Annotated in this window: 10 protein-coding genes; all 10 read left to right on the forward strand. The window is 70.1% G+C overall.

Features of this window, described 5'->3' with window-relative positions:
* Positions 1–4: 4 nt before the first annotated feature.
* The 10 genes from ACQPZZ_RS10670 (at position 5) to ACQPZZ_RS10715 (ending at position 14,424) form a co-directional block, all read left to right on the forward strand.
* On the forward strand, positions 5–2,323 hold the full coding sequence (locus tag ACQPZZ_RS10670; protein ID WP_432934338.1) for a [protein-PII] uridylyltransferase: 2,319 nt from the start codon (positions 5–7) through the stop codon (positions 2,321–2,323).
* 230 nt (positions 2,324–2,553) lie between these two features.
* Positions 2,554–5,955, forward strand: a complete 3,402-nt coding sequence (locus tag ACQPZZ_RS10675; protein ID WP_432931193.1) for a nitrate- and nitrite sensing domain-containing protein — start codon at positions 2,554–2,556, stop codon at positions 5,953–5,955.
* A complete protein-coding gene (locus ACQPZZ_RS10680) occupies positions 5,952–6,371 on the forward strand; it encodes a roadblock/LC7 domain-containing protein (protein ID WP_432931195.1) in 420 nt (139 codons plus the stop codon). Before ACQPZZ_RS10675 ends, ACQPZZ_RS10680 begins: the two co-directional genes overlap by 4 nt.
* Positions 6,372–6,386: 15 nt before the next feature.
* Entirely contained in the window at positions 6,387–6,746 is a 360-nt protein-coding gene (locus ACQPZZ_RS10685; protein WP_030510865.1) for a DUF742 domain-containing protein, read from the forward strand.
* A gap of 28 nt (positions 6,747–6,774) precedes the next feature.
* On the forward strand, positions 6,775–7,314 hold the full coding sequence (locus ACQPZZ_RS10690; RefSeq protein WP_363644202.1) for a GTP-binding protein: 540 nt from the start codon (positions 6,775–6,777) through the stop codon (positions 7,312–7,314).
* Positions 7,315–7,576: 262 nt separating this feature from the next.
* Entirely contained in the window at positions 7,577–8,695 is a 1,119-nt protein-coding gene (locus tag ACQPZZ_RS10695; protein WP_432931197.1) for a polyamine ABC transporter substrate-binding protein, read from the forward strand.
* Positions 8,696–8,715: 20 nt separating this feature from the next.
* A complete protein-coding gene (locus ACQPZZ_RS10700) occupies positions 8,716–9,990 on the forward strand; it encodes a glycosyltransferase (RefSeq protein WP_432931199.1) in 1,275 nt (424 codons plus the stop codon).
* Between the two features lie 269 nt (positions 9,991–10,259).
* Positions 10,260–13,460, forward strand: coding sequence for a sensor histidine kinase (locus ACQPZZ_RS10705; RefSeq protein ID WP_432931201.1), 3,201 nt, complete (start codon positions 10,260–10,262; stop codon positions 13,458–13,460).
* Positions 13,460–13,882, forward strand: a complete 423-nt coding sequence (locus ACQPZZ_RS10710) for a roadblock/LC7 domain-containing protein (protein ID WP_076434898.1) — start codon at positions 13,460–13,462, stop codon at positions 13,880–13,882. Before ACQPZZ_RS10705 ends, ACQPZZ_RS10710 begins: the two co-directional genes overlap by 1 nt.
* Positions 13,883–13,980: 98 nt before the next feature.
* On the forward strand, positions 13,981–14,424 hold the full coding sequence (locus tag ACQPZZ_RS10715; RefSeq protein WP_432931203.1) for a DUF742 domain-containing protein: 444 nt from the start codon (positions 13,981–13,983) through the stop codon (positions 14,422–14,424).
* Positions 14,425–14,431 lie beyond the last annotated feature (7 nt).

Here is a 14,431-nt window from a genome sequence, read left to right on the forward strand (position 1 = left end):
GATGATGAGAGGGGAGGCGCGCTCGTTCGCCGCGGCACGCAAGGACCGGGCCGCGGACATCGACAGATGGCTCACCGATCTGTTCCGCACGGCGGCCACGAGGCCGTACGCGCGGGAGGGGGGATCGGGAGGGAAGGGCGGCTTCCCCCACGAGAGCGGCCCCGCCGCCTCCCAGGGGATCGGCGCCAACGGGAGCGGCGGGGTCGCCCTGGTCGCGGTCGGCAGCCTGGGGCGGGGCGAACTCGCCCCGGGCAGCGACCTCGACCTGGTCCTGCTCCACAACGGCCGTGACGATGTGGCCAGGATCGCCGACCGCATCTGGTACCCCATCTGGGACTCCGGAATCGGCCTCGACCACTCGGTCCGTACCGTGGACGAGGCGGTCAAGGTCGCCAGGGAGGACCTCAAGGCCGTGCTGGGCCTGATCCAGGCGCGGCACGTGGCGGGGGACCCGGAGCTGACCAGGGCCGCGCGGGAGGCGGTGCTCGCCGAGTGGCGCGCCGACTCCCGGCGCAGGCTGGCGGAGCTGCGCGCGTCGGCGGACAAACGCGCCGACTCCGGCGGCGAGCTGGCCTTCCTGCTCGAACCCGATCTCAAGGACGCCAGGGGCGGGCTGCGTGACGTGCAGGCCATGCAGGCGGTGGCCGCCGCGTGGGTCGCCTCGGCCCCGGGCCCGCGGGTCCGCGAGGCGTACGAACTGCTGCTGGACATCAGGCACGGGCTGCACCTCGTCACCGCCCGTGGCACCGACCGCCTGGTGCTCCAGGAACAGGACGCGGTCGCCGGCACGCTGGGCCTGCTGGACGCCGAGGCGCTGATGCGCCGCCTGGCCGAGGCGGGCCGGACCATCTCCCACGCTTTCGACGCCACCTGGCGGACGGTCGACCGGCTGCTCACCGGCCCCGCGCCCCGGGGGCGCAGGCCACTCGCCGACGGTGTCGTGGAGCACGGCGGCGAGGTCGTGCTGGCCCGCGGCGCCACCCCGCGCACCGACCCCACGCTCGTGCTGCGCGCGGCCGCGGCCGCCGCGGAGGCCGGGCTGCCGCTCGCGCCCGCGACGGTCGCCGCGCTGGCCGCCCAGTCGCCGCCGTTGCCCGTGCCGTGGCCCCCGGAGGCCCGCGGCGCGCTGGTCGCCCTGCTCGGCGCGGGACGGGCCGCCGTACCGGTCTGGGAGGAGCTCGACCAGGCCGGCGTGCTCATGAAGCTCATTCCCGACTGGGAGCGCGTACGTCACCGTCCCCAGCGCAACCCCGTCCACCGCTACACGGTGGACCGGCACCTCATCGAGACCGCGGCCGGGGCCGCCGCCTTCACGCGCGAGGTGTCCCGCCCCGACCTGCTGCTGATCTCGGCGCTCCTGCACGACGTCGGCAAGGGCTGGCCGGGCGACCACTCCACCACGGGCGAGATCGTCGCCAGGGACATCGGCACCCGGATGGGCCTGCCCCCGGCCGACGTGGAGATCCTCGCGACCGTGGTGCGGCACCATCTGCTGCTGCCGGAGACCGCCACCCGGCGGGACCTGGACGACCCGGTCACCATCTCCCGGGTCGCGGAGGCCGTCGGGTCCAGGGAGGTGCTCGAACTGCTGTCCGCGCTGGCGGTGGCCGACGGCAACGCCACCGGCCCGGCCGCGTGGAACTCGTGGAAGGCGTCCCTGGTCGCCGACCTGGTCCGCCGAGTGCGGTCGGTGCTGTCCGGCACGCCGCCCGCGCCCGCGCCCGCGCTCTCCCCCGAGCAGGCGGCGCTCGCCCGGCACGGCGGCGGCGCCGTACGCGTGAACGGAAGCGCGGTCACCGTGGTGGCGCCCGACCGGCCGGGCCTGCTGTGGCGGGCGGCCGGGGTGCTCGCGGCGCACCGCATGGCGGTGCGCTCCGCCTCCGCCGCGTCCGCCGGGTCGACGGCCGTCATCGAGTTCGTCGTCGTCCCCGAGTACGGCACGCCGCCCGACCCCGCGACGCTGGAAGCCGACCTGCGCCTCGTCCTGGCCGGACGGCTCGACATCGAGCAGCGGCTGGCCCGGCGGGCCAGGTCGATGCGGCCGTCCCGGGTGCCGGTCGCGCCGCCCCGGGTCACTCTGGTGGACGACGCGTCCACCACGGCGAGCGTGGTGGAGGTACGGGCACACGACCGGCCCGGCCTGCTGTGGCGGATCGGCCGCGCGTTCGGCGAGTGCGGGCTTGACGTGCGCGCGGCGCGTGTGGAAACTCTGGGCGCAGAAGCGGTGGATGTCTTCTATGTAGCGGATCGCACCGGCCGTCCCATCCACGATGAGCAGCAGCGTATGGAGGTGCGGGAGCATGTGCTCGCCGCCCTCAGGTGAGCTGGGTCACGATCCTCACCTCTTGGTAACAATTGGGGTGCTGCGAGAGGGGTAGTGCCGCTGGTTATCGTGACCTTGTGGTCGAATTGTCCCCGCTTATATAGCTGTGTCACTTCATGCTGTCCAGACGCGTGAAGACAGGCCGAACGATGGCGGGGCCGGTGAGCATGGAGCAGTCGAATACCGATAACCGCAGGCGGCGGAGTCGTCTCTCGCCGCGCAACTGGCGGGTGCCCACACGCCTGACCGCGCTGATCGTCGCTCCGACCCTCATCGCCGTGGTGCTCGCCGGTGTCCGCGTCGTGGGCTCGATCGACAGCCTGACGGCCTACCAGCGGACCAGGTCGGCGGCGGAGTACTCCGTGCATCTGCGGGATCTGGCCGAGCAGCTGGCACTCGAACGCGACCTGTTCGTCTGGGGCGGCACCAGCAGGCGCAAGTTCAACATCGACGGGGAGACCGAGGTGACCCGCGCCCAGCAGCGCGCGGCGGTCGACCCGCTGGTCCAGCAGGTGAAGGCCGACCTCAAGGACCTCGACGCGGCCTACGGCACGCGCGCGGTGGAGCAGTCGCAGCAGCTCACGAGCCGCATCTCGAGCCTCGCGGGCATCCGCGAGAACGGCGCGCCGGAGGACTACAGCGCGCTGATCGCCAACATCCTGCGCCTACAGGACGAGCTGGGCAACAACGACGACAACGCCACGATCGTCGGCAACATCCGCGCACTCAACGCTCTCGCCCACGCCAAGGAGGAGGCGGCCCTGCAGCGGGCCATCCTCACGCGTGAGCTGCTGGAGCGCAACCAGACCTTCACCACGTTCGAGCTGCAGGACTTCCTGGCCTCGCAATCCCGTCAGCAGAGCTACCTGGCGACGTTCTACACCGAGGCCCCGCCGGCCGAGGCGAGCCGCCTGGTCACCCTCTTCGGCGACAAGAACGTGGTCAACAGCGAGCTGACCAAGTCGTGGGCGCTCACGCTGGGCCTGCAGAACCAGTCCCTCAGCCGCTATCGGGCCAGGGACAGGACGGCCCAGCAGTGGTTCCAGGACAGCACGAAGGCGATCGAGCAGATGGCGGCCGTCGAGGGCCGCGTGTCGGGGCTCGTGCAGGACCGCTCCCGCGAGCTGCAGTCGGCCGAGCAGCGCAACGCCCTCATCGCCGGCGGCCTGATCCTCGCACTCCTCGTGCTGGTGCTCGCCACGACCGTGCTCATCGCGCGGTCGATGGTGCGGCCGCTGCGCCGCCTGCGGGCCGAGGCGCTCGACATCGCCGGCCGGAGGCTGCCGGAGATCGTGCGTCAGATGCGCGAGTCCGAGGACCCCGGGCGCGAGTCCCACGTGCAGCCGATCGCAGTCGACAGCACCGACGAGATCGGCGAGGTGGCGCAGGCGTTCGACGAGGTCCACACGCAGGCCGTGCGCCTGGCCGCCGAGGAGTCCCGCCTGCGCGCCAACGTCAACGCGATGTTCGTGAACCTGTCGCGCCGTACGCAGACGCTGGTGGAGCGGCAGATCTCGCTGATCGACGGCCTGGAGCGGGGCGAGGAGGACGGCCGGCGCCTGGCCGACCTGTTCAAGCTGGACCACCTGGCCACGCGCATGCGCCGCAACAGTGAGAACCTCCTGGTCCTCGCCGGGCACGAGCCGCCGCGCAAGCGCAGCCAGCCCGCCCGGCTGGTCGACGTGGTCCGCGCGTCGCTGTCGGAGGTCGAGGACTATGAGCGGGTCGTCGTCCGGATCCCCCGCACCATCGCGATCGCCGGGCACGCCGCCAACGACGTCGTCCACCTGCTAGCCGAGCTGGTCGAGAACGCCATCGCCTTCTCGCCGCGCAACACCAAGGTCGTCGTCTCCAGCAGCCCCGTCGAGGGCGGCGCCGTGATGCTCGGCGTCACCGACGCGGGCATCGGCATGTCGCAGGAGGAGCTCGCGGAGATCAACCGGCGTCTCGCGGAGCCGCCCACGATCGACGTGTCCGTGTCCCGCCGGATGGGCCTGTTCGTGGTCGGCCGTCTGGCGTTGCGTCACGGCATCCGGGTGCAGCTGCGCCGGGGCGACGGCGCCGGCGTCATCGCGATGGTGCTGTTCCCCGCCCAGCTCGTCTCCAACGCCGACCAGCCCCACATGCCGCGCCCCTCCGTTCCGGCCGGGCAGACGGCGGCCGGGCTGCCGACGCGGCAGGCGTTCGCCGACCCGGACCCGCTCGGCCCGGCGCAGGGGAGCGGTTCGTTCGAGTCCTGGAGTTCCGGCAACGGCGCGGCGGGCGGCGGCGCCGGGTCCCCCAGTCCCTCGGCCGGCGCCGGAAGCGGGCCCGGCGTCAACGGGACCGGCGGACTCGGAGCGGGCGGACTCGGAGCGGGTGGGCTCGGAGTAGGTGGGCTCGGGGCGAGCGGCAGCGGCGGGTTCAGCGCGTTCGGCGCGCCGCCGGGAGAGGCGCCGGCCGCGGCGAACCCGTTCACCGAAGGCGCGTTCACCGAGCACTCGGGACCGCATCCGATGCCGGACGCGCCCGAAAGGGCGGCGGACGACACCCGCCGCCCGGCGTTCGGCGAACCGTCCGAGCCTTCGTGGCCCCCGGCGCCCGCCGGGCCCTCGGGGTCCGCGCGGCACGGAGCGGGGAGCGGAAGCGGAGATGACCGCTCGGAGCACTCGTGGCCGTCGCTGCCCACCGGGCCGACGGGGCTGCCGCAGCGGGGCGTGCCCACCGGGCCCACGGCCTTCTCTCCGCCTGGCACCGGTCCTGACGCGTTCCCTCAGCCGGGGTCCGCGTCGGACACGGGTCCGACGGCGTTCTCCCCGTCCGGCACCGGGCCGAGGGCGTTCTCCCCGTCGAGCACAGGCCCGACGGCGTTTCCGCCGCCGAGTTCCCCGTCGAGCACGGGACCGAGCGCGTTCACCCCGTCCGGCACCGGGCCGACGGCGTTCTCCCCGTCAAGCACAGGCCCGACGGCGTTCCCCCCGTCGAGCACAGGCCCGACGGCCTTCTCGCCGTCCGGTACGGGTCCGATCGCTTTCCCCGGTGCGACGCCGGCCGCGGGAACGGGGCAGGCCGGTGGCGCCGGGGCCTACGCAGGCGAGGGCGTGGCGTCGTCGACCGGGCCGCTGCCGTCGGTCGAGGAATCGCCGCTGGAGCGGGGCGACGAGTTCCTGCCGATTTTCGCTTCGGTCGAGTCGGCCTGGTTCCGGCGTCCGTCGGACGACGATTCACAGGCGGCTTCCGCGGCGCGGACCGGCACCGAGGCGGGCACGGAGAAAGACGGCGAGAGCACCGGGGAGATCGCGAGGGTGTCCGCTTCCGCCCCGGCTTCCGGGCCGGCCGCCCCACAGGAGCAGGGCGCGGACCCGGGCGGGTGGCGGTCGCGGGCCGACAGCGGCTTCCAGGCCGCGGCGAGCGCGCGGGACCCCCTGCTGGGCGGCGTGACCGCGGCGGGCTTGCCGAAGCGCACGCCGAAGGCCAACCTGGTGCCCGGTTCCGTGGGCGCGGACGGCCCCGCCGCGGCCCCGCGCCCCCCGGTCTCCGCCGAGGCGGTGCGCAACCGCCTGTCCAGCTTCCAGCAGGGTGTCAGGCGAGGCCGGGCCCAGGCGGCCGGAGGTCTCGCCGAAGGCTCGGGTAAAGAGGAGGAGGGCTCGTGACTGAGTTGAGCGTGGAAGCACGCAGGTTCGACTGGCTGATCACCGAGTTCGTCGGCAGCACGCCTGGCGTGGCGCACGCGGTGGTGGTGTCGTCGGACGGCCTGCGGCTGGCCCAATCGGACGGCTTTCCGCCTGACCGCGCCGACCAGCTCGCGGCGGTCGCCGCCGGCCTGCTCAGCCTCACCGTCGGCGCCGCGCGGGTGTTCGAGGGGGGCTCGGTGACGCAGACCGTCGTCGAGATGCAGCGGGGACTGCTGCTCGTGATGGCGATCAGCGACGGCTCCTGCCTGGCCGTCCTCGCCGCGCCGGACTGCGACATGGGCCTGGTGGCCTATCAGATGACCCTGCTCGTCGAGCGGGCGGGTCAGGTGCTCACCCCGGCGCTGCGTGCCGAGCTCCAGACGTCGCGGCGATGACCATGGGAGAGGGCCATGCGTGATCGTGACGGGACAGAGGACGAGCCTCTGTTCCGTCCGTACGCCGTCACCGGTGGCCGATCCGAGCCGCGTTACCACATGGCGATGGAAACCCTCGTATCATCGGTGACCTTGAAGAGCAATGACTATTCCCTGCTCAGTCCCGAGCAGGAATCGATCATGATGCTATGTCGTTCCGTACGATCGGTCGCGGAGATCTCGGCACTGCTCCGGGTCCCGCTCGGCGTGGCCCGCGTGCTCATCGCCGACATGGCCGACGAGGGTCTGGTCCGCCTGCACATGCCGCAGCTGAACCAGGGACAGCCAGACCTCAACCTGCTCGAAAGGGTGCTCAGTGGACTACGCAGGCTCTAGCCGTGGTCTTACCTCGACGAAGATCGTCGTGGCGGGTGGGTTCGGCGTCGGGAAGACGACCTTCGTCGGTGCCGTCTCCGAGATCCTGCCGCTGACGACCGAGGCCGTGATGACCGACGCCAGCGCGGGCATCGACGACCTCGGGCTCACGCCGAACAAGACGACCACGACGGTCGCCATGGACTTCGGCCGGCTCTCGCTCGACCAGGACCTCATCCTCTACCTGTTCGGCACGCCGGGTCAGCACCGCTTCTGGTTCATGTGGGACGACCTCGTCCGCGGCGCCATCGGTGCGGTCGTGCTCGTCGACAGCCGCAGGCTCGCCGACTGCTTCCCGGCGATCGACTACTTCGAGGAGGCCCAGCTGCCCTTCCTGGTCGCGATGAACGGCTGGGAGGGGCAGTTCCTCCATTCGGAGGAGGAGGTCCGTGAGGCGCTGTCGCTGCCCCCGCACGTCCCGGTCGTCCGTACGGACGCGCGCTCGCGTGATGCCGTGAAGTCCACGCTCATCAGCCTGGTCGAGTACGTGCTGACCGTGCGCGCCGCCTATGGGGGCCGGGCCTACTGAGGACCGGGCCTGTAGGGTCCCGGCCGTTCGGAATCGCCGGACGGCCGGGCTGCCGGCGACTCGACGACGGCCCCGGTGCGCGTCGAGCCGGCCGAAGATGCCCGGCTTCCGCGGTGCCGATTCACGGAGATTTCCGCGAGCTTGGGCGTACTGCCGATATCGGGCAGCTCATGATCTATGCTGATGTCCACTCCGAAAACCCCCTATCCCCGTTTGACTGCTGCTCGCAGGTTCAGGGATGAATCCAAAGGAAGTTGAGGCCATGCCTCAAAACCGGCATATCCGGCATGTATCTACAGTTCTGGCCGCCGGTCTCGCTCTGACGCTCGCTGGATGCTCTGGCGGCACAGGGGCGACCGAGGCGGCCCCCGTAGCGGCGGCGGCCACGCTCGACCCCAACGCGGACCTCACCAAGCAGAACCTGACCATCACCATCTGGGACGGATACAGCCCGAAGGACCTGCCGCAGCGGGTGAAGGCGAAGCTCGGCTTCGACCTCAAGGTGACGCTCCACGACACCAACGAGGACGCGCTGTCCAAGATTCACAGCAGTGCCGGCAAAGAGATCGACGTCGCCTTCGTGTCGGGGCAGTACGCGCAGGCGCTCAACGAGGCCGGCTTGCTCGAGCCCCTTCACCCCGAGCTCATCCCGAACCTCGCCAACCTCTACCCCGAAGCGGCCAACCTCTCCTACGACAAGGGCAACAAATTCTCGGTGCCGTACACGTGGGGGACGACCGGGTTGTGCTACCGCAGCGACCTGGTGAAGACCGAGCCGACGAGCTGGAAGGACCTGCTCAGCCCGCCCCCCGCGCTGCGCGGGAAGGTCACGATGATGACCACGGAGCGCTGGCTCGCCCTGCCGGCCCTCAAGTACCTCCGCTACTCCATCAACACCTCCGACGACGCGCAGCTCAAGAAGGCCAAGGACCTGCTGGTCAAGGCGAAGAAGAACCTGCTGGGCTACGACGACACCACGTTCGGCGACCGGCTGAAGTCCGGAGAGGCCGCCATCGTCGAGGCCTGGGACGGCTGGTGCCCGACGTCGGAGAAGAACATCAAGTTCGTGGTGCCGAAGGAGGGCAGTGACCTCTGGGCCGACACGATGGTGATTCTGAAGAGCTCCAAGCACAAGGAGGCGGCGCACGCCTTCATCAACTACATCCTCGACCCGGAGATCCACGGGTGGATGGCCGCCAACATCCTCTACAAGGTCCCCAACAAGGCGGCCATGGACAAGGTCGACCCCGCCCTGCTCGCCCAGAACCCGCCGCTGAAGATGACCCCCGCGGACCTGCTTCAGGGTGAGTCGATCATCGACCTCGGCCAGGACTCGGCGAAGTTCACGCGCCTGGCGAACGAGGTCGCGGGCAAGCGGTGACATCTTTACAGGGAGTGGACATGACCGAGCATCCGTTGACGATCTTGTTCATGCCGGAGAGCGCCTACGGGCCGACGAACAACTGCGTCGGCATCGGCGACGTTCTGCGCCGCCGCGGTCACCGCGTGGTGTTCGCCGCGGAGGCGTCGTGGAAGGGCAGGCTTTCGGCGCTGGGCTTCGAGGAGGACCTGGTCGACCTGGCTCCGCCGGCAGAGGAGGAGCAGGACGCGGGGCAGTTCTGGAAGGACTTCATCCGCGACACGGCGCCGGAGTATCGCAAGAGCACGGCCGAGCAGCTGGACACGGTGATCAAGCCGATCTGGGAGGCGTTGATCGACGGGGCCAAGTACTGCGAGCCGCAGTTGAAGGCCATCATCGAGCGGGTGCGGCCGGACGTGATCGTGGAGGACAACGTGATCACGTTCCCGGCGCTGGTGACGGCGGGTGTCCCGTTCGTACGGATCGTCTCGTGCAACCCGCTGGAGGTGAAGGGCCCGGGCGTGGCCCCGCCGTTCTCCGGACTGCCGGCCGACGGCACCGGCTGGGCGGAGTTCCGGGCGGAGTACGACCGGACCCACCGTGAGATGTGGGAGGCGTTCAACGCGTGGGTGGTGGAGCAGGGGGCTCCGGCGTTGCCGGAGTTGGAGTTCATCCACGACGGAGACGCCAACCTGTACGTGTATCCGGAGGCGTTGGACTACACGGGGCAGCGTCCATTGGACGAGACGTGGGCGCGGCTGGACTCGTCGGTGCGGGAGACCGATGAGGAGTTCACGCTGCCGGACATCCCCGGCGAGGGCGCGCTGATCTACTTCTCGCTGGGCTCGCTCGGTTCTGCGGACGTCGAGCTGATGCGCCGCGTGATCTCCGTGCTGGCCCGTACGCCGCATCGCTACATCGTGTCGAAGGGCCCGCTGCACGAGGAGATCGAGCTGGCCCTCAACATGTGGGGAGCGGAGTTCGTCCCGCAGACGAAGATCATCCCGCTGGTCGACCTGGTGATCACGCACGGCGGCAACAACACGACGACGGAAGCGATGCATTTCGGTAAGCCGATGATCGTGCTTCCGTTGTTCTGGGATCAGTACGACAACGCGCAGCGGGTGCAGGAGATGGGGTTCGGTGTCCGGTTGGACACCTACGGGTTCGCGGACGAGGAGCTGGCCGAAGCGATCGACCGGCTGCTCGGCGACGACGAGTTGCGGGCCCGGGTAGAGGAGGCGGGGCAGGAGATCCGCCGGCGGGACGGTCTGCGTCTGGCCGCCGACGTCATCGAGAAGATCGCCGCCAAGTGAGGTGTCCTTTACCGCCGCTGCTGGCCGTATTTAGGGCGAATTCCACCAAAATGTACTATTCGCCGATCGAGTAATGGTGTGCTCCAATTGCCATCGCTTCGTGAAATCTCCCACAGCACAGGGGTCACCGAAGCCACAGATCGGCAGGACGGCAACAAGGCCGAGAGGTTGCGAAAGCAGTGAGGACGCACGACCAGCAAGATGGTCGAGTTCAGGGAGAGCCGGAGTCCGCGGCTCCGGAGGTCTCGCCACGTGCGGGCGCCTCGTTCATGCGGCTGGGCAACTGGCGGGTGCGCTCCCGGCTGATCGCCCTGATCCTGTTGCCGACCGTGGTCGGCGTGCTGTTCGCCGGTGTCCAGCTCACCCAGGCGATCGGTACGGCGGCCGAGTACCGGCGTCTGACCGAGGTGGCCGGTCTCGTCGACGAGCTCGACGACCTCACGCACAAGGTCGCGCGTGAGCGGAACTACACGGCCTGGTACATCGCGGACCACCGCCGGCCGTCCAGGCGTGGCACGGTCACCGAGCAGCAGAGCCAGGTCGACGCGGCCAGCGGCAAAGTGCTGGCCTCGCTGGCCACCCTCGACGCGTCCCAGCCGCTGCGCGTCCGCACCCAGGTGGCCGAGATCAAAAGATGGCTCCAGGGGCTGAAAGGTCTCCGGAAGCTGATCGACGACAGCGAGGTGGCGCCGCGAGCCGCGCTCGGCATGTACACCCGAATGATCGCGGCCCTCTCGTCGCTGCACGAGGACGTGGGGACCACCGGCAACGACGAACGACTCTTCGCCGCCAGCCGCGCGCTCGACGCCCTGAACAAGGCGAAGGAGGAGCAGTCCAGGCAGCAGGGCATCCTCACGGTCGCGCTCGTCGAGGGCAAGCTCGACTACGACGACCTCGCGGACTTCCTCGGATCCGGGAAGACCCAGGACACCCAGCTCGCCAGCTTCCAGTCCGAGGCGTCTGCCTCCGATGCCCAGTTCTACAAGCAGACAGTGCGCGGCCTGCAGGTCGAGAAAGCGGACTCCCTGCGAGCCGGGGCGCTGGCCCAGCTGCGCGAGTACCGGGCGATCCGGGACCTCGACCGGACCAATCCGGGCAACGACGTCCGCCTGTGGTTCGACACCACGGGTACGGAGATCGACCGGATGCGGAAGGTCGAGGATCGGATCGCCGGTTCCGTGGTCGCACAGGCTCAGGCACTGGAGGCGACCGAGCGGCAACGGGCCATCGTCTCCGGTGTCGCCATCGTGGCGCTGCTGGTCGTGGTCCTCCTGATCACCGCGGTCGTCGCGAGCTCGCTCACCCGGCCCCTGCGCCGCCTGCGTAGTGAGGCGCTGGAGATCGCCGGTCAGCGACTGCCGGACACCGTCCAACGGCTGCGCGATTCCGGCGAGATGGCGGAGACGACCAATATCCCGCCCATCGGTGTCACATCGAAGGACGAGATCGGTGAAGTGGCGCGGGCGTTTGACGAGGTGCATCGGGAGGCTGTGCGGCTGGCGGGTGATGAGGCGCGGTTGCGTAGCAATGTCAATGCGATGTTCGTGAACTTGTCGCGGCGTACGCAGACGTTGGTGGAGCGTCAGCTGTCTTTGATTGATGGGCTGGAGCAGGGTGAGCAGGACGAGCAGCGGCTCGGGAACCTGTTCAAGCTGGATCATCTGGCGACTCGTATGCGTCGTAACAGTGAGAACCTTCTGGTTTTGGCCGGGCAGGAGGCCGCGCGTCGGTGGGGTCAGCCGGTGCCGATCGTCGATGTGGTGCGTGCCTCGTTGTCGGAGGTCGAGAACTATGAGCGGGTCAGCGTTCAGGTTCAGGCGGGGGCGTCGGTCGTCGGTCAGGCGGTGAACGACGTCGTTCATCTTGTGGCTGAGCTGGTGGAGAACGCTATTTCCTTCTCGCCTCGTGAGACGAAGGTCACGGTGTCGAGTAACCGGATCGACGGCGGTGGGTTGATCATCTCTGTGAGTGACCAGGGCATCGGTATGACGCCGGAGGAGTTGGCTCAGACGAATTATCGGCTGGCCAATCCGCCGGTTGTGGATGTGTCGGTGTCGCGTCGCATGGGCTTGTTCGTGGTCGGTCGTCTGGCGTTGCGTCATGGCATTCGGGTGCAGTTGCGTCAGCAGGACACGGGTGGTCTGACGGCGATGGTGTTGTTGCCCGAGGCGTTGCTGGCCAATGCCGGTGGGGCGTTCCCGGGTGTGCCGCAGCCGGAGCTGGCCAGTCCGATGCCGGGTGGCGGGGCGGGTCCGCAGTTCGGTGGCTCCGTGTTCGGCGGGGCGCCGGCTCTGGCCAGCCCGACGCCGTTCGAGAACCCGCCGCGTACCCCGGTCTTCGGTGCGGATGCGCCCGGTGTGGGTGCTCCGGGTGCTGATCCCTTCGAACGGGGGCCGTTCGAGTCCTTCCCGCGGGAGACCGTCGACTTCGACCCCGATCCGTTCGCTCGCAACCCCTTCGAGCCGCCGCAGGGCCGGAGCGCGGGCGGCGACCCGTTCGCGCGCAACCTGTTCGACACGGGCGGCCAGGGGCGTCAGGGCGACTCCGATCCCTTCGCCCGCAACCCCTTCGACACGGGCGGTTTCGGCCCGGGCGCGGCAGGACAGGGCGCGGCAGGACAGGGCGGGCAGCAGCCCGATCCGTTCGCCAGGAGCCCGTTCGAGTCCGGGCCGTTCGACCGGGCGGCCTTCGACAAGGCGCCGTTCGACGCGCCGTCCGGAAAGACGGCGTCCGAGCGAGACCCGTTCGAGAGCACGACGTTCGATTCGGGGCCGTTCGGTTCCAGCCCGTTCGACACCAATCCCTTCAGCCGGGGTCATGTCGGCGAGGCTCCGGTGGACACGCCCTGGCCTGGTCATCTGCCTCCGCCGGGGGGTGGTTCCTGGCCCGGCACCCCGCAGGAGGGCGGCGCCGGCTGGCCCGGACAGACGGGCCGCGGCGCCTTCGAGGGCGATGACAACACCGGCCCGCTGCCGGTGGTGCGGACCTCGCCGCTGGAGTCGGGGGAGGAGTTCCTTCCGATCTTCGCCGCGGTGGAGTCGGACTGGTTCAGGAAGGTCGACGTCCCGGGGGACAAGAGCGACTCCGACGGCGAGACCGGTGTGGAAAGTAACGCCTGGTCGTCCCCGGCGGACGTCGGCTGGCAGGCGGCCAGGGCGGCCAGCGAGCCGGCCCTGGGCGGGGTGACGTCGTCCGGTCTGCCGAAGCGGGTGCCGAAGGCCAACCTGGTGCCCGGATCGGCCACGGCTCCCACCCGCTCAGCGGAGCCCGCCGCCGCGGCGCCGGCTTCCCCGCCGTCGCCTCCGCCCGTGCTCTCGCCCGAGCGGGTGCGCAGCAGGCTCTCCAGTTTCCAGCAGGGCGTTCGGCAGGGCCGGGCGGTCGCTCGTGGGGAGGCCGGGGAGGACCAGGGATATCCCGGGGCGGCGGCCCTGGGCAGGCCCGATGCCCAGGACAGTGAGAAGGAGGACTGATGAGGGAGATGAGCCAGGCCGCGCGCGGCATCAACTGGTTGATCACGGACTTTGTGAACAACGTGCCGGGTGTGGCGCACACCGTGGTGGTGTCGGCGGATGGGTTGCCTCTGGCGTTCTCGGATGGGTTTCCCAAGGACCGGGCGGATCAGCTGGCGGCGGTGGCGGCCGGGTTGATCAGTTTGACGCAGGGCGCTTCGCGGGTGTTCGAGGGTGGCCCGGTGACGCAGACGGTGGTGGAGATGCAGCGGGGGTTGTTGCTGATCATGTCGATCAGTGACGGTTCCTGTCTTGCGGTGCTGGCGGCGGCGGATTCGGATCTGGGGCTGGTGGCTTATCAGATGACGTTGCTGGTGGAACGGGCGGGTCAGGTGCTGACCCCCGCGGTCCGCGCCGAGCTCCAGGCCTCCCACCCGAGATGATGAGTGGTGGGAGATCAGGACGGGCGAGAAGGTTCGAGGCGAGGCGGCCACAGCGTCGCCGGGTTCCGGAGTGAGAGCTAACAGGTCAGGAGGACGCTGTGGCAGGCGGCGGCTGGAACAACGAGGCCTATCCGCCGGTGGGCGACGCCCACCGGCAGTACGGCGGCACGAACCCCCTCCCGACGCCGACGCCGACGGCGGCGGAGCAGAGCTCACTGGTGCGTCCCTACGCCGTCACGGGCGGGCGTACGGCACCGCGCGTGCAGTTGGCGATGGAGGCGCTGGTCTCCTCCGCCACGGTGATGCACCAGGACATCTCCACGCTCACCCCGGAACGCCAGGCGATCAGCACGCTGTGCCGTCAGGTGCGGTCGGTGGCGGAGGTGTCGGCGCTGCTGCGGATCCCGCTGGGTGTGGTTCGTGTGGTGATCGCGGACATGGCGGCGGAGGGGCTGGTGCATGTGCATCAGCCGCAGTTGGAGGCCGGTAAGCCGGATCTGAACTTGCTGGAAAGGGTGCTCAGTGGACTTCGCAGGCTCTAGCCGGGGG

It is taken from the genome of Microbispora sp. CA-135349 (assembly GCF_050947365.1).
GTDB lineage: Bacteria > Actinomycetota > Actinomycetes > Streptosporangiales > Streptosporangiaceae > Microbispora.

Excerpts from the sequence above, each read along its gene's own strand:
- ACQPZZ_RS10685 (WP_030510865.1), top strand. The coding sequence starts at position 6,387 with ATGCGTGATCGTGACGGGACAGAGGACGAGCCTCTGTTCCGTCCGTAC.
- ACQPZZ_RS10695 (WP_432931197.1), top strand. The coding sequence starts at position 7,577 with ATGCCTCAAAACCGGCATATCCGGCATGTATCTACAGTTCTGGCCGCC.
- ACQPZZ_RS10710 (WP_076434898.1), top strand. The coding sequence starts at position 13,460 with ATGAGGGAGATGAGCCAGGCCGCGCGCGGCATCAACTGGTTGATCACG.
- ACQPZZ_RS10700 (WP_432931199.1), top strand. The coding sequence starts at position 8,716 with ATGACCGAGCATCCGTTGACGATCTTGTTCATGCCGGAGAGCGCCTAC.
- ACQPZZ_RS10670 (WP_432934338.1), top strand. The coding sequence starts at position 5 with ATGAGAGGGGAGGCGCGCTCGTTCGCCGCGGCACGCAAGGACCGGGCC.
- ACQPZZ_RS10705 (WP_432931201.1), top strand. The coding sequence starts at position 10,260 with ATGCGGCTGGGCAACTGGCGGGTGCGCTCCCGGCTGATCGCCCTGATC.